Source organism: Halopseudomonas oceani, assembly GCF_963677335.1.
GTDB lineage: Bacteria > Pseudomonadota > Gammaproteobacteria > Pseudomonadales > Pseudomonadaceae > Halopseudomonas > Halopseudomonas oceani.
The window spans coordinates 1810382-1837236 of record NZ_OY781932.1; the positions used below are offsets into that span (position 1 = coordinate 1810382).

Annotated in this window: 24 protein-coding genes, 5 tRNA genes and 1 pseudogene; 25 read left to right on the top strand and 5 right to left on the bottom strand. The window is 57.5% G+C overall.

Features of this window, described 5'->3' with window-relative positions; genetic code table 11:
- Positions 1–225 precede the first annotated feature (225 nt).
- The 11 genes from alaS to ACKPCU_RS08605 all read left to right on the top strand — a co-directional run bounded on the left by alaS (position 226) and on the right by ACKPCU_RS08605 (position 10199).
- Complete coding sequence (gene alaS / locus ACKPCU_RS08555) at positions 226–2847, top strand: alanine--tRNA ligase (RefSeq protein WP_321351420.1); 2622 nt, start codon at positions 226–228, stop codon at positions 2845–2847.
- 71 nt (positions 2848–2918) lie between these two features.
- Positions 2919–4154: an aspartate kinase gene (locus tag ACKPCU_RS08560; protein WP_321351422.1), complete on the top strand. Its 1236-nt coding sequence runs from the start codon at positions 2919–2921 to the stop codon at positions 4152–4154.
- Between the two features lie 159 nt (positions 4155–4313).
- On the top strand, positions 4314–4499 hold the full coding sequence (gene csrA / locus ACKPCU_RS08565) for a carbon storage regulator CsrA (RefSeq protein ID WP_083724804.1): 186 nt from the start codon (positions 4314–4316) through the stop codon (positions 4497–4499).
- A gap of 59 nt (positions 4500–4558) precedes the next feature.
- Positions 4559–4649: transfer RNA gene (locus ACKPCU_RS08570), tRNA-Ser, on the top strand.
- A 96-nt stretch (positions 4650–4745) separates the two neighbouring features.
- Positions 4746–4822 (top strand) — tRNA-Arg (locus ACKPCU_RS08575).
- A 99-nt stretch (positions 4823–4921) separates the two neighbouring features.
- Positions 4922–4998 (top strand) — tRNA-Arg (locus ACKPCU_RS08580).
- A gap of 91 nt (positions 4999–5089) precedes the next feature.
- Positions 5090–5166 (top strand) — tRNA-Arg (locus tag ACKPCU_RS08585).
- Between the two features lie 168 nt (positions 5167–5334).
- Complete coding sequence (gene mgtE / locus ACKPCU_RS08590; protein WP_104737182.1) at positions 5335–6774, top strand: magnesium transporter; 1440 nt, start codon at positions 5335–5337, stop codon at positions 6772–6774.
- 187 nt (positions 6775–6961) lie between these two features.
- Entirely contained in the window at positions 6962–7219 is a 258-nt protein-coding gene (locus ACKPCU_RS08595; RefSeq protein WP_104737183.1) for an OadG family protein, read from the top strand.
- A gap of 53 nt (positions 7220–7272) precedes the next feature.
- Positions 7273–9051 (top strand): sodium-extruding oxaloacetate decarboxylase subunit alpha, encoded by a 1779-nt coding sequence (gene oadA / locus ACKPCU_RS08600; protein ID WP_104737184.1) that lies wholly within the window; start codon positions 7273–7275, stop codon positions 9049–9051.
- Positions 9052–9062: 11 nt separating this feature from the next.
- Positions 9063–10199, top strand: a complete 1137-nt coding sequence (locus ACKPCU_RS08605) for a sodium ion-translocating decarboxylase subunit beta (RefSeq protein WP_321351429.1) — start codon at positions 9063–9065, stop codon at positions 10197–10199.
- A 266-nt stretch (positions 10200–10465) separates the two neighbouring features.
- Here ACKPCU_RS08605 and ACKPCU_RS08610 read toward each other — a convergent pair.
- Positions 10466–10619 (bottom strand): annotated as a pseudogene (locus ACKPCU_RS08610) (Arc family DNA-binding protein); the annotation flags it as partial.
- A 339-nt stretch (positions 10620–10958) separates the two neighbouring features.
- On the opposite strand from ACKPCU_RS08610, the gene ACKPCU_RS08615 reads away from it, so the two are divergent.
- Both ACKPCU_RS08615 and ACKPCU_RS08620 read left to right on the top strand, forming a co-directional pair.
- Positions 10959–11035 (top strand) — tRNA-Arg (locus tag ACKPCU_RS08615).
- Positions 11036–11180: 145 nt separating this feature from the next.
- The gene (locus tag ACKPCU_RS08620; protein WP_321351431.1) at positions 11181–12512 is read left to right on the top strand and encodes an MFS transporter; all 1332 of its coding nucleotides are present in this window, start codon (positions 11181–11183) and stop codon (positions 12510–12512) included.
- Here the strand turns inward: ACKPCU_RS08620 and ACKPCU_RS08625 are convergent.
- The 4 genes from ACKPCU_RS08625 to flgA form a co-directional block, all read right to left on the bottom strand.
- The gene (locus ACKPCU_RS08625) at positions 12509–13168 is read right to left on the bottom strand and encodes a flagellar brake protein (protein ID WP_321351433.1); all 660 of its coding nucleotides are present in this window, start codon (positions 13166–13168) and stop codon (positions 12509–12511) included. The genes ACKPCU_RS08620 and ACKPCU_RS08625 overlap by 4 nt on opposite strands.
- Positions 13169–13330: 162 nt before the next feature.
- Positions 13331–13789, bottom strand: a complete 459-nt coding sequence (locus ACKPCU_RS08630; protein WP_104739781.1) for a flagella synthesis protein FlgN — start codon at positions 13787–13789, stop codon at positions 13331–13333.
- 80 nt (positions 13790–13869) lie between these two features.
- The gene (gene flgM, locus ACKPCU_RS08635) at positions 13870–14196 is read right to left on the bottom strand and encodes a flagellar biosynthesis anti-sigma factor FlgM (RefSeq protein ID WP_321351437.1); all 327 of its coding nucleotides are present in this window, start codon (positions 14194–14196) and stop codon (positions 13870–13872) included.
- A 141-nt stretch (positions 14197–14337) separates the two neighbouring features.
- Complete coding sequence (gene flgA, locus ACKPCU_RS08640) at positions 14338–15048, bottom strand: flagellar basal body P-ring formation chaperone FlgA (protein WP_321351439.1); 711 nt, start codon at positions 15046–15048, stop codon at positions 14338–14340.
- A gap of 107 nt (positions 15049–15155) precedes the next feature.
- Between flgA and ACKPCU_RS08645 the strand changes: the two genes are divergently transcribed.
- From ACKPCU_RS08645 to flgK, 12 genes are all read left to right on the top strand, one after another.
- Positions 15156–16103: a chemotaxis protein CheV gene (locus tag ACKPCU_RS08645; RefSeq protein WP_104739778.1), complete on the top strand. Its 948-nt coding sequence runs from the start codon at positions 15156–15158 to the stop codon at positions 16101–16103.
- A gap of 33 nt (positions 16104–16136) precedes the next feature.
- The gene (gene cheR, locus ACKPCU_RS08650) at positions 16137–16964 is read left to right on the top strand and encodes a protein-glutamate O-methyltransferase CheR (RefSeq protein WP_104739777.1); all 828 of its coding nucleotides are present in this window, start codon (positions 16137–16139) and stop codon (positions 16962–16964) included.
- Positions 16965–17204: 240 nt separating this feature from the next.
- Positions 17205–17621 (top strand): flagellar basal body rod protein FlgB, encoded by a 417-nt coding sequence (gene flgB / locus ACKPCU_RS08655; RefSeq protein WP_321351444.1) that lies wholly within the window; start codon positions 17205–17207, stop codon positions 17619–17621.
- A gap of 2 nt (positions 17622–17623) precedes the next feature.
- Positions 17624–18064, top strand: coding sequence for a flagellar basal body rod protein FlgC (gene flgC / locus ACKPCU_RS08660; protein WP_088276698.1), 441 nt, complete (start codon positions 17624–17626; stop codon positions 18062–18064).
- Positions 18065–18081: 17 nt separating this feature from the next.
- Complete coding sequence (flgD, locus tag ACKPCU_RS08665; RefSeq protein WP_104739774.1) at positions 18082–18762, top strand: flagellar hook assembly protein FlgD; 681 nt, start codon at positions 18082–18084, stop codon at positions 18760–18762.
- Positions 18763–18798: 36 nt separating this feature from the next.
- Complete coding sequence (locus ACKPCU_RS08670; RefSeq protein ID WP_104739773.1) at positions 18799–20196, top strand: flagellar hook protein FlgE; 1398 nt, start codon at positions 18799–18801, stop codon at positions 20194–20196.
- Positions 20197–20406: 210 nt separating this feature from the next.
- Complete coding sequence (flgF, locus tag ACKPCU_RS08675; RefSeq protein WP_104739772.1) at positions 20407–21147, top strand: flagellar basal-body rod protein FlgF; 741 nt, start codon at positions 20407–20409, stop codon at positions 21145–21147.
- A 42-nt stretch (positions 21148–21189) separates the two neighbouring features.
- A complete protein-coding gene (flgG, locus tag ACKPCU_RS08680; RefSeq protein ID WP_104739771.1) occupies positions 21190–21975 on the top strand; it encodes a flagellar basal-body rod protein FlgG in 786 nt (261 codons plus the stop codon).
- A 15-nt stretch (positions 21976–21990) separates the two neighbouring features.
- Positions 21991–22668, top strand: coding sequence for a flagellar basal body L-ring protein FlgH (flgH, locus tag ACKPCU_RS08685; protein WP_104739770.1), 678 nt, complete (start codon positions 21991–21993; stop codon positions 22666–22668).
- A gap of 13 nt (positions 22669–22681) precedes the next feature.
- Positions 22682–23782, top strand: a complete 1101-nt coding sequence (locus ACKPCU_RS08690) for a flagellar basal body P-ring protein FlgI (RefSeq protein ID WP_104739769.1) — start codon at positions 22682–22684, stop codon at positions 23780–23782.
- Between the two features lie 13 nt (positions 23783–23795).
- Positions 23796–24866 carry a flagellar assembly peptidoglycan hydrolase FlgJ gene (flgJ, locus tag ACKPCU_RS08695; protein WP_321351447.1) on the top strand — a complete coding sequence of 357 codons (1071 nt, stop codon included), beginning with the start codon at positions 23796–23798 and terminating at the stop codon, positions 24864–24866.
- A gap of 2 nt (positions 24867–24868) precedes the next feature.
- Positions 24869–26842, top strand: coding sequence for a flagellar hook-associated protein FlgK (flgK, locus tag ACKPCU_RS08700; RefSeq protein ID WP_321351449.1), 1974 nt, complete (start codon positions 24869–24871; stop codon positions 26840–26842).
- Positions 26843–26855: the final 13 nt, after the last annotated feature.

The window sequence follows — 26855 nt, forward strand, 5'->3', positions numbered from 1 at the left end:
CCTTGCATGCACTTGCACTGAACCTGTTGGCGTCTGTGCCGGTCTGAAACTATGGTTGCCATAGTTAATATCAACGGAGCAGATAATGCATAGTGCGCTCTGATGCTTATATAATGCGGCTCTTTGCCAGATTGCGCGCTCTTTTCGGGGCAACTTCTCCACGCGGCGCAGATCGCGACATGCTCCCGACGTTCAGCTGGCCGACCCGTCTCTGGTAAGGGAATTATGAAAAGCGCAGAAATCCGTGAATCCTTCCTCCGTTTCTTTGAAGAAAAGGGCCACACCCGCGTTGCCTCCAGCTCGCTGATCCCGGCAAACGACCCCACGTTGCTGTTTACCAATGCAGGCATGAACCAGTTCAAGGACTGCTTCCTTGGCCTGGAGAAGCGCGCCTATACCCGCGCCACCAGCAGCCAAAAGTGTGTGCGTGCCGGCGGCAAGCACAACGATCTGGAGAACGTCGGTTACACCGCGCGTCACCACACCTTCTTTGAAATGCTGGGCAACTTCAGCTTTGGCGATTACTTCAAGCGTGATGCCATTCATTACGCCTGGGAGTTTCTGACCTCGGACAAGTGGCTGAACCTGCCGCAGGAAAAACTCTGGGTCACGGTCTACGCCAGCGACGACGAAGCTTACGATATCTGGACCAAGGAAGTCGGTATGCCGGCTGAGCGCATGGTGCGGATTGGTGACAACAAGGGCGCGCCCTACGCGTCGGACAACTTCTGGGCGATGGGCGACACGGGTCCTTGTGGTCCCTGCACTGAAATTTTCTACGATCATGGCGCCGACATCTGGGGTGGCCCGCCGGGCTCGCCGGAAGAGGACGGTGATCGTTATATCGAAATCTGGAATAACGTCTTCATGCAGTTCAATCGCACTGCTGATGGCGAGATGCATCCGCTGCCTGCGCCGAGCGTTGACACCGGCATGGGGCTGGAGCGCATCAGTGCGGTCATGCAGCACGTGCACGCCAACTATGAGATCGATCTGTTCCAGAACCTGCTGGCTGCTGCGGCCGAAGCCATTGGTTGCCCGCAGGACAACGCCGCCTCGCTGAAAGTGGTCGCAGACCATATTCGTTCCTGCAGCTTTCTGATTGCCGACGGCGTACTGCCGTCCAACGAAGGCCGCGGCTACGTGCTGCGCCGCATCATTCGTCGCGCCTGCCGTCACGGCAACAAGCTGGGCGCGAAGGGTGTGTTCTTCCACAAGATCGTGGCAGCACTGGTTGCCGAGATGGGTGACGCGTTCCCTGAACTCAAGGCGCAGCAGGCCCATATCGAGCGTGTGCTGAAGACCGAAGAAGAGCAGTTCGCCAAGACGCTGGATCAGGGGCTGCGGATCCTTGAGCAGGATCTGGCCGAGCTGAAGGGCAGCGAAATCCCCGGCGAAGTTGTGTTCAAGCTGTACGACACCTACGGCTTCCCGGTTGACCTGACCGGTGATATCGCCCGTGAACGCGATCTGACCATTGATGAGGCCGGCTTTGAGGCGGCGATGGAAGCGCAGCGTGAGCGCGCCCGCTCCGCCAGTCAGTTCGGTCTGGATTACAACGCCTTGGTGAAAGTCGATATCGAAACCCGCTTCCAGGGTTACGACGGGACGGAAGGGCAGGGCACCGTTGTTGCGCTGTTCCGCGACGGCGAGCCGGTCGAGGTGCTGAACGAAGGCGACAAGGGTGTGGTCGTGCTCGATCAGACCCCGTTTTACGCTGAATCTGGTGGTCAGGTTGGTGACACCGGTTACCTGTCGGCCTCCGGCCTGCGCGCTGAGGTGTCGGATACCACCAAGGCGGGTAATGCACATCTGCACCATGTCATCGTTCAGCAAGGCACTCTGCGTGCTGGCGAAGCACTGCAGGCCAAGGTTGACGCTGGTGTGCGTCAGGCCACCGCGCTGAACCACTCGGCAACCCATCTGTTGCATGCCGCGCTGCGCGAGGTGCTAGGTGATCACGTTCAGCAGAAAGGATCGTTGGTCGACAGTCAGCGTCTGCGCTTTGACTTCAGCCACTATGAGGCGATCAAGCCCGAGCAGCTGCGCGTTCTGGAAGACCGGGTCAACGAGCAGATTCGTCTGAACTCGGCGGTTGGCGTGGAAGTCACTGATATTGAATCGGCCAAGGCCAAGGGCGCCATGGCCCTGTTTGGTGAAAAATACGGCGATGAAGTGCGTGTGCTCACCATGGGTAACGGCTTCTCTGTCGAGCTGTGCGGTGGCACCCACGTGTCGCGGACTGGCGATATCGGTTTGTTCAAGATCACCGCAGAAAGCGGCATTGCTTCCGGCGTGCGTCGCATCGAAGCGGTTACCGGCGCTGGCGCACTGGCTTGGGTTAACGAGACCGAGGAGCGTTTGCGTGAGGCAGCTGCTACCGTCAAAGGCGGCCGTGACAACGTACTCGACAAGCTGGCAGCGCTGGTAGAGCGCAGTCGCCAGCTGGAAAAGGAAGTTGAGCAGCTCAAGGCCAAGGCTGCCAGCGCAGCAGGTTCGGATCTGGCAGCCGCAGCGCAACAGGTTGGCGGTCGCACGGTGCTGGTACAGCGGGTTGATGGTCAGGACGGTAAGGGCCTGATGACGCTGGTAGATCAGTTGAAGAACAAGTTGGGCTCTGCGGCGATCCTGCTGGGTGGCGAGAGTGACGGCAAGGTTGTGTTGGTCGCTGGCGTAACCAAGGATCTGACCGGCCAGCTCAAAGCCGGTGACTGGATTCGTACCACGGCCCAGGCGGTTGGCGGCAAGGGCGGTGGGCGCCCGGACATGGCGCAGGGCGGCGGCACTGATGTTGCGGCACTGGACCAGGCCCTCGCCGATGCGGTCAGCTGGGTCGGTCAGCAATAAGGGCAGCGCTCGGCTGAGCGCTGATGCAATGGTCGGGGAACCGGCCTCTGGGTGAGGATAGACGTAGCAAAATGGCGCTTATTGTCCAGAAGTTTGGTGGTACCTCGGTCGGCAGCGTGGAGCGAATCCAGCAGGTCGCCGAGAAAATCAAGGGCTTCAAGGAGCGTGGCGACGATCTGGTTGTGGTGGTATCCGCCATGAGCGGTGAAACCAATCGTCTGATCGATCTGGCTAAACAGATTCAGGCTGATCCGGATCCGCGCGAGATGGACGTCATCGTCTCCACCGGCGAGCAGGTCACCATTGGTCTGCTCGCCATGGCGCTGAAGTCGATCGGTGTTGAGGCGGTCTCGATGACCGGCCCGCAGGTGCGTATTCTGACAGACAGCGCGCACGGCAAGGCGCGCATCCAGCAGATTGATGACGAGCGCATGCGCCGCGAGCTGGCAGCGGGTCGCGTTGTCATCGTTGCCGGCTTCCAGGGTGCAGATGAGACTGGCGCGATTACTACATTGGGTCGTGGCGGCTCTGATACTACCGGGGTAGCCTTGGCGGCGGCGCTGAAGGCTGATGAATGTCAGATCTATACTGACGTCGACGGTGTCTACACTACCGACCCGCGCGTTGTTGAGCGTGCTCAGCGGTTGGACCGTATCACCTTCGAAGAAATGCTGGAAATGGCGAGCCTAGGCTCGAAGGTGCTGCAAATCCGCTCGGTCGAGTTTGCTGGCAAATACTCCGTGCCTTTGCGTGTGCTGCACAGTTTTAAAGAAGGCCCAGGCACCCTTATTACCCTTGAGGACAACGTATCAATGGAACAACCCGTCATTTCCGGTATCGCGTTCAATCGTGATGAGGCCAAACTGACTATCCGCGGCGTGCCGGACACTCCCGGCGTGGCGTTCAAGATTCTCGGCCCGGTGAGTGCGGCGAACATTGAAGTCGATATGATCGTGCAGAACGTGTCGATGGATAACACCACCGACTTTACGTTTACTGTACATCGCAATGAATTCCGCAAAGCAGAGTCTATTCTTAAGCAGGTAGCGGCCGATATCGGTGCGCGCGAAGTGGCGGCAGACGACAAGATTGCCAAGGTCTCCATCGTTGGTGTGGGTATGCGCTCCCACGCCGGTGTCGCCAGCAGCATGTTTGAGGCGCTGGCGAAGGAAGGGATCAACATTCAGATGATCTCGACCTCAGAAATCAAGGTGTCGGTGGTTATCGACGAGAAGTATCTGGAGTTGGCGGTGCGTACGCTGCATACCGCGTTTGGGTTGGATGCGCCTGCCGCCAGCGATGCCTGACAGGCATTACCGAGGGTTGGCGGAGCGCTTGATGCGATCCGCCCCAAGGGCACGGTCTCTGGCTGCCGTGTCCGCCTGCGCTGTCACCGAAGTGGCTCGTCAGGCTTCTAGCCGGTTTTTTGCAGAGCTGTGTCCTGATCATTAGCAAGGAGAAATGGAATGCTGATTCTGACTCGACGGGTCGGTGAGACCCTGATGGTAGGTGATGAAGTGACCGTGACTGTTCTGGGTGTCAAAGGCAACCAGGTTCGTATAGGCGTGAACGCGCCCAAAGAAGTCGCGGTTCACCGCGAGGAAATTTACCAGCGTATCCAGAAGGAAAAGGACGAAGAACCAAATAACTAATTTTATTGAGTTTTTCGTTGCAATAATAAAATTGCGCGGGTAATATTCCCCGCGTGTTCGGAGAGGTGGCCGAGAGGCCGAAGGCGCTCCCCTGCTAAGGGAGTATACCTCAAAAGGGTATCGCGGGTTCGAATCCCGCCCTCTCCGCCATTTTCAGATTTATAGGTTGTGTCAAACGTTAGTTTCTGAATTTAAAAGAAAAACATTTGACGAAGCAGCAAAAGAGCCTATAATTCGCCCCCACACGCACTCGTAGCTCAGCTGGATAGAGTACTCGGCTACGAACCGAGCGGTCGGAGGTTCGAATCCTCCCGAGTGCGCCATATAGAGAACCCACTGATTTCAGTGGGTTTTTTTTCGTCTTCGAAAAGCTGATGCTTGATGACACGGCGAGAAAAATGGGTATAATGCGCCCCCACAACGCACTCGTAGCTCAGCTGGATAGAGTACTCGGCTACGAACCGAGCGGTCGGAGGTTCGAATCCTCCCGAGTGCGCCATATAAAAAATCACTGAAATCAGTGGTTTTTTCTGTCACCGGTCAAGACTGATGACAACGCGAGAAAAGCGCTTATAATGCGCACCCTTAACGCACTCGTAGCTCAGCTGGATAGAGTACTCGGCTACGAACCGAGCGGTCGGAGGTTCGAATCCTCCCGAGTGCGCCATACAAGAAAACCACTGATTTCAGTGGTTTTTTTTTGCCGTAACGAAACTAGAGCTGAGCTGTCGTGCAAAGCCTGATAGGCTTGTTCGGCAAGTCGTTGTGGCCTCCAGTCCATGGGAGGCGTCGATTGGTAAACACCCCGCGCCGGGGTGGGTCAGGAAGCCTTGCCATGTCGGATCTCAACAGAAAATCGCCGGAAAGCCTGCAGGATCGTCTGGAGCAGGTGCAGGACCTGTTGAGTCGGCATCGGCTGGTGGAAGATCTGGTGCACAAGCAAGAGGGGCAGCATCAGGAGCTGGTCGAGCACCTAGTGCATCAGCAGAACCTGGTTGAACTGCAGCGCAAGCTGGATGAGTTGCACCCGGCAGACGTCGCCTACATTCTCGAATCCTTGCCTCTGGATGAGCGGCTTGCCGTCTGGCAGTTGGTCAAGGCCGAACGAGACGGCGATATCCTGCTTGAAGTTTCTGACGCGGTTCGTGAAACCCTGATTGCCGACATGGACAGCCACGAGATTATCGCGGCTGCCAACACCCTTGATGCTGATGAACTGGCGGATCTGGCTCCCGATCTGCCGCGCGATGTCGTGCGCGAGCTGATGGACAGTCTGGATGCCCAGCAGCGTGATCGCCTGAAGTCGGCGTTGTCCTACGACGAGGATCAGGTCGGCGCGCTGATGGACTTCGACATGCTGACCATTCGTGATGATGTCAGCCTGGAGGTTGTGAGTCGCTACCTGCGCCGTTTCGATGCGCTGCCGGACCACACGGACAAGCTGTTCGTGGTCGATACCGAGGGCTTGCTGAAAGGGGTTTTGCCGATCAAGAAGCTGTTGGTCAGTTCGCCTGATGCGTTGGTCGCGGATGTCATGTCGGACGATCCGGTGATCTTTGACCCGGCCGATGATGCCGGTGACGCGGCGCAAGCGTTCGAGCGCTATGACCTTGTCTCGGCGCCGGTGGTCGATAATCTCGGTCGGCTTTGTGGTCGTTTGACCATTGATGAGATGGTCGATTACATCCGTGAAGAGAGTGAGGCGGAGGTGCTCAATGCTGCAGGTCTGCGCGAAGAGGAAGATATCTTTGCATCGGTCTGGAAGTCGGTCCGCAACCGCTGGGCTTGGCTGGCGGTAAACCTCTGTACTGCGCTGATTGCCTCGCGTGTGATTGGCCTGTTCGAAAACGCCATTGAACAATTGGTTGCTCTCGCTGCGCTGATGCCAATCGTGGCGGGCATTGGTGGCAACTCGGGTAATCAGACCATCACCATGATCGTGCGCGGGATTGCCACCGGCCAGGTGCAAGTTGCACACGGGCGTCGCCTGTTGCGTAAGGAAGCCGGCGTAGCCCTGATCAACGGTGTGTTCTGGGGTGTGGTCCTGGCTGCGATTGCCTTGCTGTTGTATGGCAGTCTCCCGTTGGCGGTGGTGTTGATGGCCGCAATGACGCTGAATATGCTGCTGGCGGCTTGTATGGGGGTATTCATTCCTCTTATAAGGCTGCGCTTGGGAGGGGACCCGGCGCTGGGCTCCAGCGTGCTGATTACCGCGATCACAGACAGTGGCGGCTTCTTTATCTTCCTCGGTCTTGCCACTATTTTCCTGCTTTAGCACTGCCGTCTTTCTCGCCAGTCGGGTGTCGCTTTGATTGCCTAAAATGTCACATCAGGATACATTAGGCCGTTTTTTCGTGTGGGAGGTCTGTCGGCAGACAGGCTGATCTGCCAAGCACCCACTGATGTTTTGCCAGCTATATAAGCAGCATGGATTAACCATGCCCAGAGTTGCGGGAGAGAAAATGGATTCTAATAACCTGGTTCTTGAAGGCGTTGAGCTGATGCTCCTCGGGATGGGGGCCGTATTTAGCTTCCTTGTTCTGCTGGTCGCCTGTACCAGCATCATGTCGTTCATCCTGTCACGTTATTTCCCTGAAGCCTTGCCCGCGCCGAAGCCGGTGCGCAAAAAGGCGGGCGCTGCTCCAGCCAGTGTAGACCCCGATGTGGTCGCCGCCATTGGTGCTGCCATCAAGCAACACCGTGCGCGTCAACGCTCCTGATTCATCCGTTTCGCGGTTTTCACCATTAAAAATCAAATAAAGGCCATGACACTATGACCGATACCAAAAAGCCTTTGGGCATTACTGATGTCATCCTGCGTGATGCACACCAATCCATCCTGGCGACCCGTATGCGCCTCGATGACATGCTGCCCATCGCTGGCAAGCTCGACCAGGTAGGCTTCTGGTCCGTTGAATCCTGGGGCGGGGCGACCTTTGATGCTTGTATCCGTTATCTGGGCGAAGATCCGTGGGAGCGTATTCGCGCACTGAAAAAGGCGATGCCCAATACCCGTCAGCAAATGCTGCTGCGCGGCCAGAACCTGCTGGGCTACCGTCACTATGCTGACGACGTAGTCGAGAAGTTTGTTGAACGCGCTGCCGTCAACGGCGTCGACGTGTTCCGTGTATTTGATGCGATGAATGACCCGCGCAACCTGGAGACGGCGCTCAAAGCCGTCAAGAACCAAGGCAAACACGCGCAGGGCACCATCTCTTACACCACCAGCCCGGTGCATACCCTGCAGATGTGGGTCGATCTGGCCAAGCAGATCGAAGACATGGGGGCCGACTCCATTGCCATCAAGGACATGGCCGGCATTCTGAACCCGTATGTCGCGTTTGACCTGGTCAGCCAGCTCAAGTCCACCTTGAGCATTCCGGTTCACATGCAGTGCCACGCCACTGCCGGTCTGTCGACTGCCGCGATCATGAAAGCAGCTGAGGCGGGCATCGACAACGTCGACTCCGCTATCTCGTCCATGTCCATGACCTACGGTCATTCTCCGACCGAGTCCGTGGTTGCGATCTTCCAGAATACCGAGCGCGATACCGGTCTGAATCTGGAGCTGCTGGAAGAAGTGGCTGCCTACTTCCGTGAAGTGCGGAAGAAGTACGCCAAATTTGAAGGCAACCTCAAGGGCGTGGATTCGCGCATTCTGGTTGCTCAGGTGCCGGGTGGCATGCTGACCAACATGGAAAACCAGCTGAAAGAGCAGGGCGCAAGCGACAAGTTTGACGCCGTTCTGGCTGAGATTCCGCGTGTGCGTGAAGATCTGGGTTTCATTCCGCTGGTAACGCCGACCTCGCAAATTGTCGGTACCCAAGCGGTGATTAACGTGCTGACTGGCGAGCGTTACAAGTCCATCACCAAGGAAACTGCAGGTGTGCTCAAGGGTGAGTACGGCGCAGCGCCGGCGCCGTTCAATGCTGAGCTGCAGGCGCGTGTTCTCGACGGTGCTGAAGCTATCACCTGCCGTCCGGCAGACCTGCTGGAAGCGGAAATGGATAAGCTCACTGCCGAGCTCAAGGGGCTGGCTGGTGAGAAGGGTATCAAACTCGCCGAGAACGAAATCGACGACGTTCTGACCTATGCACTGTTCCCGCAGATCGGTCTCAAGTTCCTGGAAAATCGCGGCAACCCGGATGCGTTCGAACCGGTGCCGACTGGTAACGAGCTGCCGGCGGGCGCCAAGGCGGCAGGCCCAGAAGCCTACACCGTCAGTGTTAACGGCAAGGAGTACGTTGTACAGGTCTCCGAGGGCGGTGACATCTCCGGTATTAAGCCGCTGGGTGATGCAGCAGCGCCTGCTGCGGCCAGTGCTGCACCGGCCGGCGACGGTGAGCCGCAGGGGGCGCCACTGTCTGGCAACATCTTCAAGGTGCTGGTTGCTCCGGGCGATCAGATCGAAGAGGGTGAAGTGGTGATGATTCTCGAGGCGATGAAGATGGAAACCGAAGTGCGCGCCGTCCGCGGTGGCAGTGTGGTCTCTGTTGACGTCAAGGTTGGCGACGCGGTAGCCGTCGGCGACACGCTGCTGACCATCGGCTAAGGGGGAGACTAATGGATAAGCTCCTCCAGCTGTGGCACACCACGGGTATCTATCACATGGCCTGGGGCCAGGCAGTGATGATTGTTGTGTGCTTTGGTTTGATCTACCTGGCGATTCGCAAGGGCTTTGAGCCGCTGCTGCTGATTCCGATCGGCTTCGGCGGTATTTTGGCTAACCTGCCGGTGGCCGATATGGCTCACGGAACGGGTATTTTGCACCTGATCTACGAAGTTGGTCTGCCGACCAGCGTGTTCCCGCTGCTGATCTTTATGGGCGTAGGTGCGATGACCGACTTCGGTCCGATGCTGGCCAACCCGCGCACGCTGCTGCTTGGTGCCGCTGCGCAGTTTGGTATCTTCGGTACGCTGCTGGGCGCGCTGGCGCTCACTGCGGCAGGTATTCCGGGCTTCGAGTTCAGCATGAAAGAGGCGGCATCCATTGCCATCATCGGTGGTGCGGACGGTCCTACCTCCATTTTCGTGACCTCCAAGCTGGCACCGGATCTGCTGGGACCAATTGCCGTGGCTGCTTACTCCTATATGGCGTTGGTACCTCTGCTGCAGCCGCCGATCATGCGGGCGCTGACCAACCAGAAGGAGCGTGGCATCGTCATGACCCAGCTGCGTGTTGTCAGCAAGGCCGAGAAGATCATCTTCCCGCTGCTGCTGCTGATGCTGGTTGCCCTGCTGTTGCCCGATGCGGCGCCGTTGGTCGGTATGCTGTGCTTCGGTAACCTGATGCGCGAATCCGGCGTGGTTGAGCGTCTGGCTGACACCACCCGTAATGCGCTGATTAACATTGTGACCATCGGTCTGGGTCTGGCTGTAGGCTCCAAGCTGTCAGCAGACTCGTTCCTGCAGCTTAAGACGCTCGGTATTCTGGTGCTCGGCATGCTGGCGTTCTGTGCTGGTACTGCTGCCGGTGTCCTGATGGCGAAGTTGCTGAACCTGTTCAGCAAGAATCCGATCAATCCGTTGATTGGTTCTGCCGGTGTATCTGCAGTGCCGATGGCTGCTCGCGTATCCAACCGAGTCGGGCTGGAAACCAATCCGCACAACTTCCTGTTGATGCATGCGATGGGTCCGAACCTGGCGGGTGTAATCGGCTCCGCGGTGGCGGCAGGTATTCTGCTCAACTTCGTGGGCTGATCGCCAGCCAACAAAAAACCCGCTCACTGAGCGGGTTTTTTGTGTCTATGCACTTGGCTAGTTGTTGCATGCCGCTGCCAAAATGCAGTTTTCGGTTTAGGCCTGTTCGTTGGCCAGCAGTGCAAGAAGGGCGTTTTGCTGGCGTCGGCTCATGTCGCGGAAGCGAACCAGTAGTTCTCGTTCAGGACTGCTCAGACCCTCGCCATCCTGGGCATTGAGCATCTTGCGAGAGGGCTGGTTTTGCTCTGGCAGCGTCGGTAGATCCAGCAGGCTGTGCTCCAGCCGTGCGATGATCTCTGAGTTCATGCTGCGGTGGTGTTGCTTGGCAACATCAGCGATGCGGTCGCGCATCCCCTGGGGCAGACGAACCACAAATTTGTCAGCAGTTCGGCTGGTGTAGTGTTGGGTAGCTGTTTTCATGGGGCAATAATAATCGCTTGGCTGAAAAAATCGATGCTGACCAAGTGCCGCGGAGCGGTGCGGTGGGGCGGCCAGGGCCATGAGACTGTCTAAACATCTGGGATATCTAATGTTTAGACAGTGTTTACACTGTTAGTGCCCTAGTAGACCTGTTTTTTGTGTTTCATGCCATAGGGTGACAAAAAAATGTCTCCAAAATGTGACGGGTTTACGACGAATGGCGTTTTGCTATTGTTCTGCCGTTATCGTCGCATCGGTGGAAATTCGCTTCAGGCTTCGGGTAAGATTCGGGTCTTCCAAGGAAATTCAGCGGGTTGACTGGTTACCCGTGTCGTATTTGCGCTTGTAGCTCAGCTGGATAGAGCAACCGCCTCCTAAGCGGTAGGTCCCCGGTTCGAATCCGGGCTCGCGCACCATCTCTCAGGGCCGCACTTCGACGCGGTCAATCTCGGCCTGGTCCGGGGAGGCAGGAACGCTTCGCTTGTTGACGTGTCGACTGTTCTGTCATTAGCTGGCGTTATCGTCGGTTAGCTACCGCCAAGGATTGTAACGGGAGTCTGAATGTCTCGCGCATTAACTGCTTTTTCCTCGTTGTACTTCGCTACCTTGCTGATGCTGTTGGGCAGTGGTTTGTTGAGCACCTACCTGGGTCTTCAGCTGGCGGCGAACGGGGTAAGTGAGCTTTGGATTGGTCTGTTGATGACAGGCTACTACGGCGGTCTGGTCATGGGAGCTTCGGTCGGTCACCGATTGATCTCCAGAGTCGGGCATATTCGTGCGTTTGTAGCCAGTGCGGGTCTGGTAACGGCCTCTGTTCTGTGTCATGCGCTGTTTGACAACGTGCTGGCGTGGCTTGGGCTGCGCGTGCTGGTCGGTATGGCCATGATGTGTCAGTTCATGGTGCTTGAGAGCTGGCTGAACGAGCAGTCCGAGTCGCATCAGCGGGGCATGGTCTTTGCCAGCTACATGGTGGTGACCTATCTGGGGTTGGTGCTGGGCCAGGTTGTATTCGCCTTCAAGCCGGAGTTGTCGCTGGATCACCTGCTATACGTCGCCATGTGTTTTTCGTTGTGTTTGGTGCCGGTAGCGACGACCCGTCAGATTCACCCGGCACCAATGCGTCCTGCGCCGCTAAAGGCTCGGATGTTCTTCCAGCGCATCCCTCAGGCGCTAACCACCATTGGTGTGGCGGGCTTGATGATGGGGGCGTTTTACGGGATGGCACCGGTCTTTGCCAGATCAATGGGGTTGCCAACCTCCGAGATCGGTATGTTTATGGCGGTAACTATCTGTGCAGGGCTTGCCGCACAATGGCCGGCCGGGTGGCTGTCGGATCGGGTTGACCGCAGTCAGCTGATCCAAATAAATGCGATGGTGTTGACGGCAGTATCCGTGGTGATGGCCATTGGGCTGATACCCAGCGGCGGGCTCATCTTTCTGACGGCAATTTTCGGGCTGATGGTGTTCACTCTCTATCCCATGGCGGTTGCGCTGGCGAACGATCACGTCGAGCCGGATGATCGAGTCCCCCTCTCTGCCATGCTGCTGGTTACCTTCGGCCTGGGGGCGAGTGTTGGCCCGCTGATCAGCTCAGGGCTGATGAAGTGGCTTGGCCCCAACATGCTCTATATCTTCATGGCTGCATGCAGCGCCATTTTGGTCTTCCGAGTGCGCACGGCGATGGTCACAGGGGATAATCTCGTCGAGGAGGCGCCTCTGCAGTTCATGCCTGCGGCCGGTAACCTCGCCAGCTCGCCGCTTGCCGCGGCGATTGACCCGCGGGTAGAGGAGAGCGCCGTGATTGAGCAGATGCAGGATGAGCTACCGCCGGAAGAGCAGCCTGCTGAGGATGGATATGCGGATGCGGATCAGGAAGAGCATAGACCGGGTTAGAACAGGTCTTCCTTCTCGAGTCGGCGTGCTTCGCGCTGCAGCTGGTTGACGAAACGGTCGATGCTCCGCTGCGCTTGTGCTGATTGAAGCTTGAACATCAGGCCAAGGTGGGTTTCGTTGGCGTCCTCACGAAAGACCACGTGGCGCACCTCTACGTTGACCTCGACACGTCCCATATCGGGTAGGTGCAGCACGCTGTTTGGGTACTCTTCTCCTGGCTTCAGCGACTTGCTCTGGTCGCCCTCCAGGCGCACCTTGCAGCCGGTTGCGGACAGATCCATCAGGTAGCAGGTAAAGCGCCGGTCCCGTTCTGGGTGGACCATTTCCACTGCAATGTCAGCGGTGCGGCGCACGCTGGCTCGAAAGGCGCCGCGTTTCTGATGATAAATCAACTCTGCTGGCAGTGGGATGGCGTATGCAGGAGCGTCATCCAGCATGACCTGGCTCGCCCCGGGACAGTTCCAGCGCATGTGAATGCCTTCATGCCAGGCGTCTATTCGGAACGACTCGCCCTGATTGGCGTAGCGGTCGCCTTCGCGGGGTATCAGTTCGTCAATCCAGATAGCGCCCTTGTCGGAATCCAGATTGACAATGAAACTTTGAAATTTCTGTGAGCGGTCGGTAAACGTAACAGTCAGAGTGTCACGTGCCTGCATCAGAGTCCGTAACAGGGACAGGATTTCGACCGGGGCGCGTACTTCTCTGGGTGGCTGGGGACCAGTTTCTTGTGAGAATAGGTTGGACACGTCAGCTTCTCGTTATAGTTCGTAATAGCAGGCGTAACTATACCGCGACGTTGGTCGCAATGATATTTGTGATCAGGCTTTGCTGAGGTCGCGAGTGATGCCGGATCGGCTTCGATTGCCAAGCTGGTCGTAGATGCCGCTGCTGGGTTCGCCCTGATTGCGCAGCAGGTCGAGTATCGTGCGGGTGCTGTGCTGGCTGTGGTGGACCAGGCGGGCGTTGTGCTCGTTGGCTTGTTTGCATTCTGCCAGGGCGGCAAGAAATTGCTGATACTGGTGCTCTAGGGTGGCGTCGCCACTCTGGGCGATATGCTCGCCCAACCCCTCTGGGGAGATCTGGTTGGCTTGGCAGTAGCGCTGGATTTGCTGGTCGTGAGTTATCAGAGCATCGGTAAGGGGGCGCTTTTGTTCCAAAAGCTGCTCCAGTGCTTCCACGTCCTGTTTTGCCAGTGCGTCGCGTTCCTGATCCAGCAGGTTCAGATACTGCCGGCAGTCGTGTTCAGCCGATTGGAAGCGTTCTTGCAAAGCGTGCATGGCGTGTCTCCTGACTGTAGCTGTCCCGGGCGGGGAGTAGTCAAAGAGTACAGCCAGCGATCATTTCTGACTACTGGCTGTCAGCTTTCGAAGCTCAGAAGCTTATCGGCAATGCGGCTGCTGTCTGACTTGTAGCTGCCATCGGCGATAGACTGCTTGATCTGGTTGACGCGTTCGCTGTCTACCTCGGGCAGATCGCGCAGCTTTTCTTCGATTGCTTGCAGTTGCTGAGCTTGTGCGCTGAGGTTTACCGATGAAGTGCTTTCGGTCTGTTTGGTCTGTGCTGCGTCAGCCTGCGGGGCTGAAGTGCCAACCGAGCCGGCTTCGCGCTTGCCAGCGGTGCCAGTAGTCTGGCTGCTGCGACCGGCACCGTTCGGGCCGTTGGGCGAGTTGAAGTCGATGACCATGATGAATTCCTCAAACTGTAAAATCTTCTCTAGCTGCTTTAACGGCAGCTGGAAGGAAAACTTTAGGAAAAAATAGTGTGAAGATCGTCACGGGGTGAATGGCTGCGTTTAGCAACGGGTAAAGCACTCCTGAGTGCATCATCACATTCCAACTTCGACCTGTCCAGGGCCGGTGACTCTGGCCCGGACTACCCTGTTGGAGCGGGTATTGCGGACCCGGATTTGCGCGCCAAGTGTACCATCTTCCAGGGCTTCGCCCGGCATGCGGACGTCGACGCTGGCGTTGCCGGCGCTGATCACAACCTTGTCGCCGCGCTGGACCAACCGGTTCCGTTCCAGCTGTGTATGCCCCAGCACGGTGTCTGCGTTGACGTTTCGCTTCAGCTGCATGCCGATGGCCTGGGCCGGGTCCAGCAGGTAGTTGTTGCCCAGCAGGCCAGTGTCACGTTCAGCCAGGCGGACGTCCTGGGCGCTGACTACGTCGCGTCGTTGCAGCGGCCGGGAACTCACCACCACGTGCTGATAGAGGCTGACCTGTGCCGGCACAAAGAGTCTCCAAGGGGACGGGCCGTTGCAGGTGACGCGCACGGTTACCCGGCCGATGGGGACGTCGGGGCTCTCGAGCTGGGCGGAGAGGGCGTCCTCGGCACAGAGCGGCAGGCGCAGGCGTGCATCAAGCCGGCTGAGCCGAATTTCGTGGCGAGGTTCGCCGCCCAGCGAGCGTGCATATTCGCTTACTTCCCGCTCAAGATATTGGTTGGTGACGCCGATAAGCTGATCAATGAGCGGGTTGGCGTGTGTGCTGGCGGAAAAAAATATCGCCAATACCGCGCACCCGGTGATAAAACGCATACAATTACCTACAAACAGTTGGGTGATGTCCGTCAGTTTACTGCCGTCTGATGATGGACTAGCACGAAACATGCCGTTTCACCCGATTCAAACAAGAGGAGCAGTCCATGGCTGGTGTGATGGATTCAGTCAACCAACGAACCCAGTTGGTAGGCCAGAACCGACTCGAACTGCTGCTGTTCAGGCTGGCCGGTAATCAGTTGTACGGCATCAACGTATTCAAGGTGAAGGAAGTGCTGCAATGCCCGCGCCTGACTGCGATGCCGAAGCTGCATCCGGTGGTCAGAGGTGTAGCGCACATTCGCGGCGGCACCCTGCCGATTCTGGATTTGAATCGTGCAACCGGCGGGCCTGGTCTGGATGATCTGGAAACGGCTTTCGTGATCATCACCGAATACAACTATAAGGTTCAGGGTTTTCTGGTGCGGTCGGTCGAGCGCATCGTCAACATGAACTGGTCCGAGATCCACCCGCCGCCAAAGGGCACGGGGCGTGAGCATTATCTGACAGCGGTCACTCGCGTCGATAATCAGATGGTCGAAATTATTGACGTGGAAAAGGTGCTGGCAGAGGTCGTTCCGACCAACGAGAAGATTTCCGATGGCGTTATTGATGCAGAATCCCAGGCGGATGCAGTAGCCCGGACGGTTCTGATCGTTGACGACTCATCGATTGCCCGCAAGCAGGTGGCGCGTTGCCTGCAGGAAATCGGTGTCGAGATCGTGGCACTGAACGACGGGCGTCAGGCACTGGACTGGCTGAGGGCTCGGGCCGATCAAGGTGAAGATGTCAGTAAGTCGCTGCTGATGATGATCTCGGATATCGAGATGCCGGAAATGGATGGGTACACTCTGACCGCCGAAGTGCGCAACGATTCGCGCATGAATAAACTGCACATCATGTTGCATACCTCGCTCTCCGGGGTGTTTAACCAAGCGATGGTCAAGAAGGTCGGCGCGGATGATTTTCTGGCCAAGTTCAAGCCGGATGATCTGGCTCAACGGGTAATAGAGCGATTGCGTTCTTTGCGCGGCGACGTAGATGACCAGGCCTAGCACTATGGGTTTAATTGATACAAGGCAGGCTTCGTGACTTTGGCGAATCAGGATTTTCAGCTGTTCAGAGACTTTCTGGAAAAGGCCTGCGGCATTGTGTTGGGGGACAACAAGCAGTATCTGGTGTCCAGCCGACTCAACCGCCTGCTTGAGCAGGAGGGTATTGCCAGTCTCGGCGAGCTGGTTAAGCGGATTCAGGCGCAGCCCCGTGGTGGTCTGCGTGAGTCTGTGATTGACGCGATGACGACCAACGAAACGCTCTGGTTTCGGGATGTCTACCCGTTCGAGGTGCTGAAAACGCGGTTGATCCCGGAGTTCATCAAGAGCGCGCCAGGACAGCGTCTGCGAATCTGGTCGGCTGCCTGTTCATCAGGTCAGGAACCGTACTCCCTGAGTATGGCGATTGATGAGTTTGAACGCAGCAACCTGGGGCAGTTGCGTGGCGGTGCCCAGATTGTCGCAACTGATCTTTCTGGTGGCATCCTGAATGCGGCCAAAAGCGCGGAGTACGATAGTCTGTCTGTGGCCCGTGGTCTGTCGCAGGACCGCCTTGCGCGTTACTTTGACCAGCTTGGCCCGGGTCGCTGGGCGGTTAAACCGGCAATTCGCAATCGCGTCGAGTTCCGCGCCATGAACCTGCTGGACAGCTATTCGATGTTGGGTAAGTTTGACTTCGTGTTCTGTCGAAATGTGCTCATCTACTTCTCTGCCGATGTAAAGAAGGACATCCTGCGACGCATTCACGCGACGCTGAAGCCCGGCGGCTATTTGATGCTCGGTGCTTCCGAGGCACTCAACGGTCTTCCCGAGCTGTATCAGATGGTGCAGTGCAGTCCGGGTATCGTTTACAAGGCCCGTTGATCCCTCCTGATTTATTGCGACCCTCTTCTGGTAAGCCGGCATATCTCTGCCGGCTTTTCTTTTGCCGCTTGCCAATCAAGCGCTCCTGCTCTTGCCGTTTGCCGGTAAGACGTTGCCGCTTTTCTGACGCGACTATTTGCAAATCCTTGAAATCAAAGTGATTTTATTTTTGGCACGCTGATTGCTTTGTTGCCTCCAATGACGGTTTTTGGTCGACGGACCGAAACGAGGAAAGTGGCAATGAGCATTAGTTTCGACAACGCCCTCGGGATACATGAGCAATCGCTGAAGTTTCGTGCTCAGCGCGCTGAGGTGCTAGCCAACAATATTGCAAACGCAGAGACCCCTAACTACAAGGCGCGGGATCTGGATTTCAATGCGGTGCTCGCAGCCCAGCAGGGCACCGGGCTGGTCGGTGACGGGCAGAGCATGCCGGTTGCTCAGACTGATGCGGGGCACATGGTGCTGGACAGTCTGGTAGATCAGGTGGCAGGTCTGCGCTATCGCAACCAGCTGCAGCCATCGGTCGACGGCAATACCGTTGATTCCGAAGTCGAGAAGGCCGCCTATGCCCAGAACGCGATCGACTTTCAGGCCAGCTTTACGTTTCTCAACAGCAAGTTCAAGGGGCTGATGACAGCCCTCAGGGGAGACTGATCATGTCGCTTGATAAAGTGTTCGATATTGCGGGTTCCGGCATGAGCGCACAGTCTCTGCGCCTGAATACCGTCGCCAGCAACATCGCCAACGCCGATACCGTCTCCAGCAGTATTGATCAGACTTACCGTGCCAGAAACCCGGTGTTTGCCACGATTTTCAACAGCCAACAGGCTACCGGCGGCTCGTTGTTCAGCCCTGACCAGCAAGCCGGCGACGGCGTTGCGGTGCTGGGCATCGTTGAGTCTGATGCCAGTCTTGAGCCGCGCTATGAGCCGGATCACCCGATGGCCAACGAAGACGGCTATGTGTATTACCCGAATGTGAACGTAGTAGAGGAAATGGCCAACATGATGTCTGCTTCCCGGTCCTACCAGACCAATGTGGAAGTCATGAATACGGCTAAGACCATGCTGCAGCGCGTTCTGACGCTGGGTCAGTGAACGGAGAAAAATAGACCATGAGCATCAGCAATGTTTCAACCGGCAGCGGCGTACTGGATGATTACAAGATTGACCACGACCGCTTTGAGTCAAGTAACGAGCTTGGCAAAGAGCAGTTTCTCGAACTGCTGGTTACTCAGATGAAAAACCAAGACCCGCTTTCACCGCAGGAAAATGGTGAGTTCATCGCACAGCTGGCGCAGTTCAGTACTGTCGAAGGGATTGGCAACCTCAACGCCTCAATGGAAATGCTGCTTGGTGGCTATCAGTCCTCCCAGGCGTTGCAGGCATCGTCATTGGTTGGGCGCACGGTGATCGTTCCATCTGATCAGGCTATGGTCGATCCGACTCTCGGCTTTGAGGGGCAGCTGGCCCTGCCGGCGAGCAGTCCAAATGTGTTTGTTAACGTGTATGACGAGGCGGGTACGCTGGTCGATACCGTCAATATGGGCAGCCAGGAAGCAGGCATGCACGACTTCCAGTGGGATGGCAAAAATGCAGATGGTGAATATATGCCGTCTGGTGCTTATCGATTCGAGGCCATGGCCGCGATCGATGGTGAGGACGTGCAGCTGGCCACGTTACTGCCAGCCAATGTGGATAGTGTGACGTTGAGTGGGGCCGAGGATGGAGGCCTGCTGCTCAATGTGGCCGGGTTGGGCAGCATTGCTCTGTCCAGTGTGTATTCGATCCAATAACAGTCGTCCGAATAGAGTAGGCGAGGAGAAACAACCATGGCTTTCAATATCGGTTTGAGTGGTATTCGGGCGGCAGCTTCTGATCTGAATATCACGGGTAACAACATCGCCAACGCTGGCACCGTCGGGTTCAAGAGTTCGCGTGCCGAGTTTGCGGATGTCTATGCCGCATCAGTGCTTGGTTCCGGCAGCTATGCGACGGGGAGTGGTGTCGCGCTGGCCAATTCGGCTCAGTTGTTCAAGCAGGGCAATATCAGTTTCACACAGAACAGCCTTGATCTCGCGATCAATGGCAACGGCTTCTTTGTGACCAGCAATAACGGTGCGCTCAGCTACACGCGGGCGGGGTACTTTGGCACCGACAGTGATGGTTATATCGTCAACAATGCTGGTGAGCGCCTGCAGGGCTTTGGTGTTAACCCGGTGTCTGGGTTGATCAACCAGGGGGTGAGGACGGATCTGCGAGTTGATACGCGTTCCGCTGACCCGAATGCAACTACCGAGATCGCTTCGACGTTGAACCTGAACTCCAAGCAGACACGTCCTGAGGTATGGACCCAGCAATATGATGCCGCCTATGCAGCATCGATTGCGACTGCGGCTGACCCGGCCAACCCTACCCCGGCGGAAGTCGCTGCCGCGGAAGCTGCAGGCCAGGCGGCGGGTCAGGCCACCTTTGATCCGACCAACTCTGCAACGTATAACAGTTCCACGTCGGTCAATATTTATGACAGCCTGGGTAACTCCCACGTCATGACCAAGTACTTTGTCAAAAACGATGCCAACAGCTGGGACATGTATGTGCTCATTGATGGGCGTGATCCGCAGACTGGCGTTGAGGCAAGTGATCCTGCCTTTGATCCGACTACCACTACGCGCTACGACCTGGACTTCAATACCGTTGGTGAGCTGACCACGCCTCAGCCTCTGGCGCTAACCGGCTGGGTGCCTCTGGATGATGCGGGGCAGCCGACGGGGGCTGACTCGCCGGTCGGTAATATCACCATCAACCTGACTGGCTCTACCCAGTATTCATCCGGCTTCGCCGTGACGGCTGTTACGCAGGATGGCTTTACCACGGGTGAACTGGCGGGACTGCAAATCGACAAGTCGGGGATGCTGGTGGCTCGTTATACCAACGGCCAAACCCGGATTCAGGGCCAGGTGGTGCTGGCAACCTTCGCTAACCAGCAAGGTCTGACGCCGCTCGGTAGCACTGCTTGGGCTCAGTCATACGAATCTGGTGAACCGGTGATTGGTGCGCCTACCAGTGGCACGCTGGGTAGTATTCAGTCGGGGGCGCTGGAAGAGTCCAACGTGGATATCTCCGAGCAATTGATCAACCTGATCGTCGCGCAACGCAACTATCAGGCAAACTCAAAAACTATTCAGACTGAAGACACGGTTACCCAGTCGATCATCAATCTGAGGTAATAATGCCGACGCCTTCAGCGACGGTCCCAAGCGGCAATATCGGCAAGTGGTTTTGACGATATTGCCGTTTTGGTTTTTCTTTTCAGTAAGTATCTATTTGAAAATAAAGACTTATTTTATTTTCTCCCTGTTTGGCATGATCTCTGCATTTAATCCTGTGAAAGTACGTAAGCGGCAATTCCTTGTCGCTGTGTGATTCGGGAGCAGGGCATGGACAAATCGCTATACATATCCATGACAGGGGCCAGCCAGAACGCGTTGGCCCAGCGTTCGCATGCCAACAATCTGGCAAATCTGTCCACTACCGGGTTCCGGCGCGACTTTGAGCAGGCCCGTTCAATGCCGGTATTCGGCGATGGTTATGCAACCCGCGCCTACGCCATGACGGAGCGCCCGGGTACGGACCTGTCTTCAGGTGCCTTGATGGAAACCGGCCGGGAGCTGGATGTGGCTGTTCAGGGTGAAGGCTGGATTGCCGTGCAGGCAGCTGACGGGTCTGAGGCCTACACCCGCGCGGGAAGCCTGAATATTGACGCGTTCGGTGTGTTGCGCACCAGCAGCGGCTTGCCGGTGCTGGGTAACGGTGGCCCGATTGCGATTCCGCCTGCCGAGAAGGTTGAGATTGGGTCTGACGGCACCATTAGTATTCGCGCGTTGGGTGAAGGCCCGGCGGTGATGGCCGAAGTCGACCGGCTGAAGCTGGTCAACCCGGACCCAGCGACGCTGGAGAAGGGCGCGGATGGCCTTATGCGGACCAAGGATGGCTTGCCTCAGGTGGCGGACGGCGTTGTTCAGGTCGCTACCGGATTTCTGGAAGGCAGTAACGTCAACGCGGTTGAAGAAATGACGGCCATGTTGTCGCTGGCGCGTCAGTTTGAGCTGCACATCAAGATGATGCGGACCGCGGAAGAGAATGCGCAGGCGACTGATCGCATTCTGCAGATGAGTTAATTCAATGGCATGTCAACTAACTGACACGCGAGGAGAATAGCTATGCTCCAGGCACTTTGGGTCAGCAAGACGGGGCTGTCCGCACAGGACACCATGCTGTCGACCATCTCCAACAACCTGGCCAACGTCTCGACCACCGGCTTCAAGCGTGATCGAGCCGAGTTTGAAGACCTGCTGTATCAGATCAAGCGCCAGCCGGGCGGTCAGAGCACCCAGGACACCCAGTTGCCGTCCGGTCTGCAGCTCGGTACCGGTGTGCGGGTAGTCGGCACTCAGAAGATATTTACCGAAGGCACGCTGCAGACCACCGAGCAACCGCTTGACATGGCGGTTAACGGACGTGGTTTTTTCCAGATCCTGATGCCGGACGGCAGCATTGGTTATACCCGTGATGGCAGCTTCCATCTGGATGCTGATGGCCAGATCGTTACCTCCAACGGTTTTCCGCTGGAGCCAGGTATCGTGCTGCCCGATGACGTAAAAACGTTCACTGTTGGCGAAGACGGTACGGTCAGTATTACCACTACCGGCAATGCTGCGTCACAGCAGATTGGCAACATCCAGACCGCCGACTTTATTAATCCGGCCGGCCTGCAGGCCATCGGTAATAACCTGTTTCTTGAGACTGCTTCAAGCGGTGCACCACAGACCGGCAACCCTGGTCAGAACGGCTTGGGGACGGTTCTGCAGAACACCCTGGAGAATTCCAACGTCAGCGTGGTAGAGGAATTGGTCAACATGATCACCACTCAGCGCGCCTACGAAATGAATTCCAAGGTCATATCAACCGCAGACCAGATGCTGCAGTACATCAGTCAGAACCTCTGACGGGAGCTCGGAATCATGATCCGCTTGGCTAAGGTGTTGATGCTGCTGGTGCCGCTCAGCCTGATCGGCTGCATGCAGGCTCCGCCGATGCGTGACGACCCGGCGTATGCGCCTGTGTTGCCGCGCACGCCGTTGCCACAGGAGCTGAACAACGGAGCGATCTATCAGCCCGGTTTTGAAATGAGCCTCTACAACGACCGCAAGGCGCACCGGGTCGGTGACATCATCACGATCACCTTGACCGAACGCACCGCGGCGCAAAAGAAGGCCGAGAACGAAATTGACAAAACCAGCTCGACCACCATTACCAACCCGACCCTGCTGGGCAATGCCGTGGGCTTCAAGGGGCTTGATCTTGGCGTGAGCATGTCGGGTCAGCGCGCCTTTGACGGCAGCTCAGACGCTAACCAGAGCAACAGTCTGTCAGGCTCTATTACGGTGACCGTTGCCGAAGTGCTGCCCAACGGTATTTTAGCGGTACGCGGCGAGAAGTGGATCACCCTCAATCAGGGAGACGAGCTGATCCGCATCAGTGGCCTGGTGCGCGCGGACGATGTTGGTCCCGACAACACCGTGCTCTCAACTCGCGTGGCCGATGCGCGCATCACCTATTCCGGCAAGGGTGCCTTTGCCGATTCCAATCGCCCGGGCTGGCTGAGTCAATTCTTCCTCAGCCCGTTGTGGCCGTTCTGACAGGAGTATTGTCATGCGCAGCCTGATTTTCTGTCTCGCCTTGTTGCTGATCAGTCCGCTGACGCTGGCCGACCGTCTCAAGGATATCGCCAGTATTGCTGGCGTGCGAAGCAACCAGTTGATCGGCTATGGCCTGGTGGTGGGGTTGGATGGCTCGGGTGACCAGACCAGCCAGACCCCATTCACGGTGCAAACCTTTGAGAATATGCTCAGTCAGTTCGGCATTACTGTGCCGCAGGGCACGCGCATCCAGATGAAGAACGTGGCTGCGGTAGCGATTCATGCCGACCTGCCAGCGTTTGCCCGCCCTGGCCAGACCATTGACGTGACTGTCTCTTCACTGGGTAATGCCAAGAGCCTGCGCGGTGGGGCGCTGTTGATGACCCCGCTCAAGGGGATCGACGGTCAGGTTTACGCCATCGCCCAGGGCAACCTGGTGGTGGGTGGTTTCGGCGCAGAAGGGGCGGATGGTTCGCGCATCACCGTCAATATTCCCAGTGCGGGCCGTATTCCCAATGGCGCGACGGTTGAACGTGCGGTGGCTAGTCCCTTCACCTCCGGCGATCATCTGACCTTCAATCTACACCGTCCCGACTTCACCACTGCCAAGCGCATCGTTGACCGCATTAACGAGACCTTTGGTCCCGACGTGGCGCAGGCGCTGGATGGTGGTTCGGTGCGAGTCCGCGCGCCGATCGATCCCAATCAGCGCGTCGATTACATCTCGATGGTCGAGAACCTGACCGTGGAGCAGGGCAACGCGGCTGCCAAGGTCATTATCAACTCGCGGACCGGTACCATCGTTATCGGCCAGGACGTGCGGGTGCAGCCGGCGGCCGTTACCCACGGCGGGCTGACCGTGACCATCAGCGAGAATCCTCAGGTCAGCCAGCCAGACGGCGTCCTTTCCGGTGGCCAGACTGTTGTCTCCCCCAGCTCGCAGATCAATATTGAGCAAGGCGACAGCCGCATGTTTGTTTTCCGCCCCGGTGTTTCGTTGGATGAAATCGTGCGCGCGGTCAATCAGGTGGGAGCCGCTCCCGGTGACCTGATGGCCATTCTTGAAGCCCTGAAACAGGCCGGTGCTCTTAACGCCGATCTGGTCATTATCTGACGGGGATACGCTCATGAATGTCAGCAGCAATATCAGCTACACCGACATCAACACGGTCAATCAGCTGAAGTCCGGCGCCAACGCCAACAGCCCTGAGAACGTGCGCAAGGTGGCGCAGCAGTTCGAGTCGCTGTTCACCAACATGATGATCAAGAGCATGCGTGACGCCAACGCGGTGTTTGCCGAAGGCAATCCGCTTAATACTCCGCAGACCCGTTTCTATCAGGAAATGTACGACGGGCAGATGTCGGTTCATCTGTCCGAAGGGCGTGGACTGGGGCTCACCGATGCGCTGGTACGCCAGCTGGCACCGCAGTCTAACGCCGCTTCGGGCCGCGAGCGGGGCGCTGCGCCTGCTGTTGATCAGTCAGCATTGCTGGCGCGCCGCCGCCTGCAGGTCTCGGCAGATTACAGCGCCTGGGCGGATCGCCTCGCCCAGGCTGAGCAAGGCCAGCGCTCGGCCGCCAGTGACAGCGATAACTGGCAGCCGCTGCGTGGTATTGAGGCCTTGCGCAATGGCCGCTCTACTGCCGCCGCGTTGAACCCCGAAGCAGCCCAGCGCACCCGCTTCGCGAACAGTCAGGAGTTTGTCGAGACCATGCTGCCCATGGCGGAAAAGGCCGCTGCGCGTTTGGGTGTCGATCCGCATTATCTGGTGGCCCAGGCAGCGCTGGAAACCGGCTGGGGCAAGTCGGTTATCCGCGAGTCTGACGGCAGTTCCAGCCATAACCTGTTTGGCATCAAAGCGCACGGCGGCTGGCAGGGCGACAGTGCCAACGTCGCTACGAGCGAGTATCGCGATGGCGTGCGTACCAGTGAGCGAGCCGATTTTCGCAGCTACGAGTCCTGGGAGCAGAGCTTTGAAGACTATGTCAGCTTCCTCGAGAGCAATGGCCGCTACAACAAGGCGCTGAACAGCACCGCTAACCCGGACGCTTTCTTCCGCGAGCTGCAGGACGCTGGCTATGCCACCGACCCACAGTATGCGCGCAAGGTGTCGCAAATAGCCCGCCAGCTGATTACCAGCAGCGATGAACGTGTTGCCGCAAGCGACGCATCCACTGATTCCAGCAGTAGGGCCTGATCATGGCAGATCTCTTCGGTATCGGACTGACTGGCCTGAAAGCATCGCAGACTCAGCTGGCGGTGATAGGTCAGAACATTACCAACGTCAACACGCCGGGCTACACCCGCCAGTCGGCGTTGCAGTCGACGCAGGTTCCCAGCTTCACTGGTGCAGGGTATATCGGTAACGGCACCAAGGTGGTTGATGTCCAGCGGATCTATAACCAGTTTTTGACGAATCAGGTGCGTACGGCCACCTCGACCAACTCTGAGGTCAAGGCATTCCAGTCGCAGCTGGAGCAGCTCAACACCCTGGTTTCCAGCAGCGCCACGGGGATCACACCGGGCCTGCAAAGTTATTTTGACGCCTTGCAGACGGCGATCGAGGACCCGGCTAACCTGCCAGCCCGTCAGCTGGTGTTGTCGCAGGCCGAAGGGCTGGCGTCTCGCTTCAACACAGTGCAGAGCAGTCTTGCTAGCCAGAACCAGTTCATCAGTCAGCAGGTCGGTACCTTGGCGGATCAGGCCAGCCGTCTGGCGACCTCCATTGCCGAGTACAACGACAGTATTGCTGTTGCTGCCTCAAACGGCGCAGAGCCCAATGATTTGCTAGATGCCCGTGATGAGGCTGTGCGCCAGTTGAGTGAGCTGGTAGGTATCACGGTTGTTCCGCAGGGCGACAACTCAGTCAATATCTTTGTCGGCTCCGGCCAACCTCTGGTCGTCGGCAATGAAGCGTCGAGGCTATCGGCCCGGATGGGTGCTTCTGATCCGTCTCGCGTCGAGATCGTACTCACTAGCGGTAATTCGACCCAGGACGTCACCTCGCTGATCAGCGGCGGTGAGCTGGGCGGCCTGATTAAGTACCGTGATGATGTGCTGGATCCGGCGATGAATGCCATCGGCCGGCTGGCGCTGTCGATTGCCAGCGAGCTCAATGAACAGCAGGGGCAGGGGCTAGACCTGAACGGCAATGCCGGTTCTGGGCTGTTCAATGACATCAACAGCGCTGAGCTGGTCGAAGGGCGCAGCCGGGCAAGAGCCAACAACAGCGATCCGAATGCCAAGCTGAATGTGCTGGTTAGTGACACCTCTCAGCTGAGCACCTCTGACTATGAAGTGGTGTTTACCAGTGCCACCGAGTTCACCGTGCGGCGCACCTCTGACGATAGCGTCACCGGGCCGTATGACCTGACCAGCGTTCCGCCGCCGGAGCTGGATGGTTTCACCATCGAGCTGGACAGCGGCGGCATCGCGGCCGGTGACCGTTTCCTGCTGACGCCAACGCGCTTTGCTGCAGCGGGCATGGAAGTGGTTATGGATCAACCGCAGGAGCTGGCCTTTGCCGCGCCGGCTTCGGTTGACACTAACCTGGATAACCGCGGTACCGGCACCATGAGTCAGCCGACGCTGATCAATGGCCCGGCGCCGATTGATCCGGCTGCCCTGCAAGGCTTGCTGCCGGTCGAGCTGAGTTACGACGCAGCCTCCGGTGAGCTGCAGGTGACTGGCGGTACCGCAACGCTGAACCCGTCGCCACTGGTCGTTACCCCTGGCCAGAGCAACAGTGTCGAAGTCACCGTTGGTGCCTATACGTTCAGCATGAGTCTGACCGGTACTCCGAAGGATGGTGACAACTTCAGTCTCAACTTCAATACCGGTGTTGCCGATAACCGCAATGCGCAGGTCATGTCCGAGCTGCAGAGCGCCAAGGTACTGGGCCAGGCCAATGGGGCAGAAGGGTTCTCCTTTGTCGATGGTTACGGCGATCTGGTCCAGCGGGTTGCCACTTACACGGCCCAGGCGCGCACGGAGGCAAAGTCCAGCGAATCGGTGCTGGTGCAGGCAACCAACAACCGCAATTCGGTATCGGCGGTGAGTCTGGATGAGGAAGCCGCCAACCTGATCAGGTTTGAGCAGTATTACAATGCCTCGGCTCAGATCATTCAGGTGGCGCGCACCATTTTTGACACCTTGATCAGCACCATTAGATAACGGGTAGCCTTCC

Bases quoted from the DNA above. Each gene is read 5' to 3' on its own strand.
- flgA (WP_321351439.1), bottom strand. From the start codon at position 15,048: ATGCGTTTTATCACCGGGTGCGCGGTATTGGCGATATTTTTTTCCGCC.
- flgM (WP_321351437.1), bottom strand. From the start codon at position 14,196: ATGGTCATCGACTTCAACTCGCCCAACGGCCCGAACGGTGCCGGTCGC.
- ACKPCU_RS08670 (WP_104739773.1), top strand. From the start codon at position 18,799: ATGGCTTTCAATATCGGTTTGAGTGGTATTCGGGCGGCAGCTTCTGAT.
- ACKPCU_RS08620 (WP_321351431.1), top strand. From the start codon at position 11,181: ATGTCTCGCGCATTAACTGCTTTTTCCTCGTTGTACTTCGCTACCTTG.
- alaS (WP_321351420.1), top strand. From the start codon at position 226: ATGAAAAGCGCAGAAATCCGTGAATCCTTCCTCCGTTTCTTTGAAGAA.
- ACKPCU_RS08630 (WP_104739781.1), bottom strand. From the start codon at position 13,789: ATGCACGCTTTGCAAGAACGCTTCCAATCGGCTGAACACGACTGCCGG.
- flgB (WP_321351444.1), top strand. From the start codon at position 17,205: ATGAGCATTAGTTTCGACAACGCCCTCGGGATACATGAGCAATCGCTG.
- csrA (WP_083724804.1), top strand. From the start codon at position 4,314: ATGCTGATTCTGACTCGACGGGTCGGTGAGACCCTGATGGTAGGTGAT.
- ACKPCU_RS08560 (WP_321351422.1), top strand. From the start codon at position 2,919: ATGGCGCTTATTGTCCAGAAGTTTGGTGGTACCTCGGTCGGCAGCGTG.
- ACKPCU_RS08605 (WP_321351429.1), top strand. From the start codon at position 9,063: ATGGATAAGCTCCTCCAGCTGTGGCACACCACGGGTATCTATCACATG.
- mgtE (WP_104737182.1), top strand. From the start codon at position 5,335: ATGTCGGATCTCAACAGAAAATCGCCGGAAAGCCTGCAGGATCGTCTG.
- ACKPCU_RS08690 (WP_104739769.1), top strand. From the start codon at position 22,682: ATGCGCAGCCTGATTTTCTGTCTCGCCTTGTTGCTGATCAGTCCGCTG.
- flgG (WP_104739771.1), top strand. From the start codon at position 21,190: ATGCTCCAGGCACTTTGGGTCAGCAAGACGGGGCTGTCCGCACAGGAC.
- flgD (WP_104739774.1), top strand. From the start codon at position 18,082: ATGAGCATCAGCAATGTTTCAACCGGCAGCGGCGTACTGGATGATTAC.
- flgK (WP_321351449.1), top strand. From the start codon at position 24,869: ATGGCAGATCTCTTCGGTATCGGACTGACTGGCCTGAAAGCATCGCAG.
- flgC (WP_088276698.1), top strand. From the start codon at position 17,624: ATGTCGCTTGATAAAGTGTTCGATATTGCGGGTTCCGGCATGAGCGCA.
- oadA (WP_104737184.1), top strand. From the start codon at position 7,273: ATGACCGATACCAAAAAGCCTTTGGGCATTACTGATGTCATCCTGCGT.
- flgJ (WP_321351447.1), top strand. From the start codon at position 23,796: ATGAATGTCAGCAGCAATATCAGCTACACCGACATCAACACGGTCAAT.
- ACKPCU_RS08625 (WP_321351433.1), bottom strand. From the start codon at position 13,168: ATGCAGGCACGTGACACTCTGACTGTTACGTTTACCGACCGCTCACAG.
- flgF (WP_104739772.1), top strand. From the start codon at position 20,407: ATGGACAAATCGCTATACATATCCATGACAGGGGCCAGCCAGAACGCG.
- ACKPCU_RS08645 (WP_104739778.1), top strand. From the start codon at position 15,156: ATGGCTGGTGTGATGGATTCAGTCAACCAACGAACCCAGTTGGTAGGC.
- flgH (WP_104739770.1), top strand. From the start codon at position 21,991: ATGATCCGCTTGGCTAAGGTGTTGATGCTGCTGGTGCCGCTCAGCCTG.
- ACKPCU_RS08595 (WP_104737183.1), top strand. From the start codon at position 6,962: ATGGATTCTAATAACCTGGTTCTTGAAGGCGTTGAGCTGATGCTCCTC.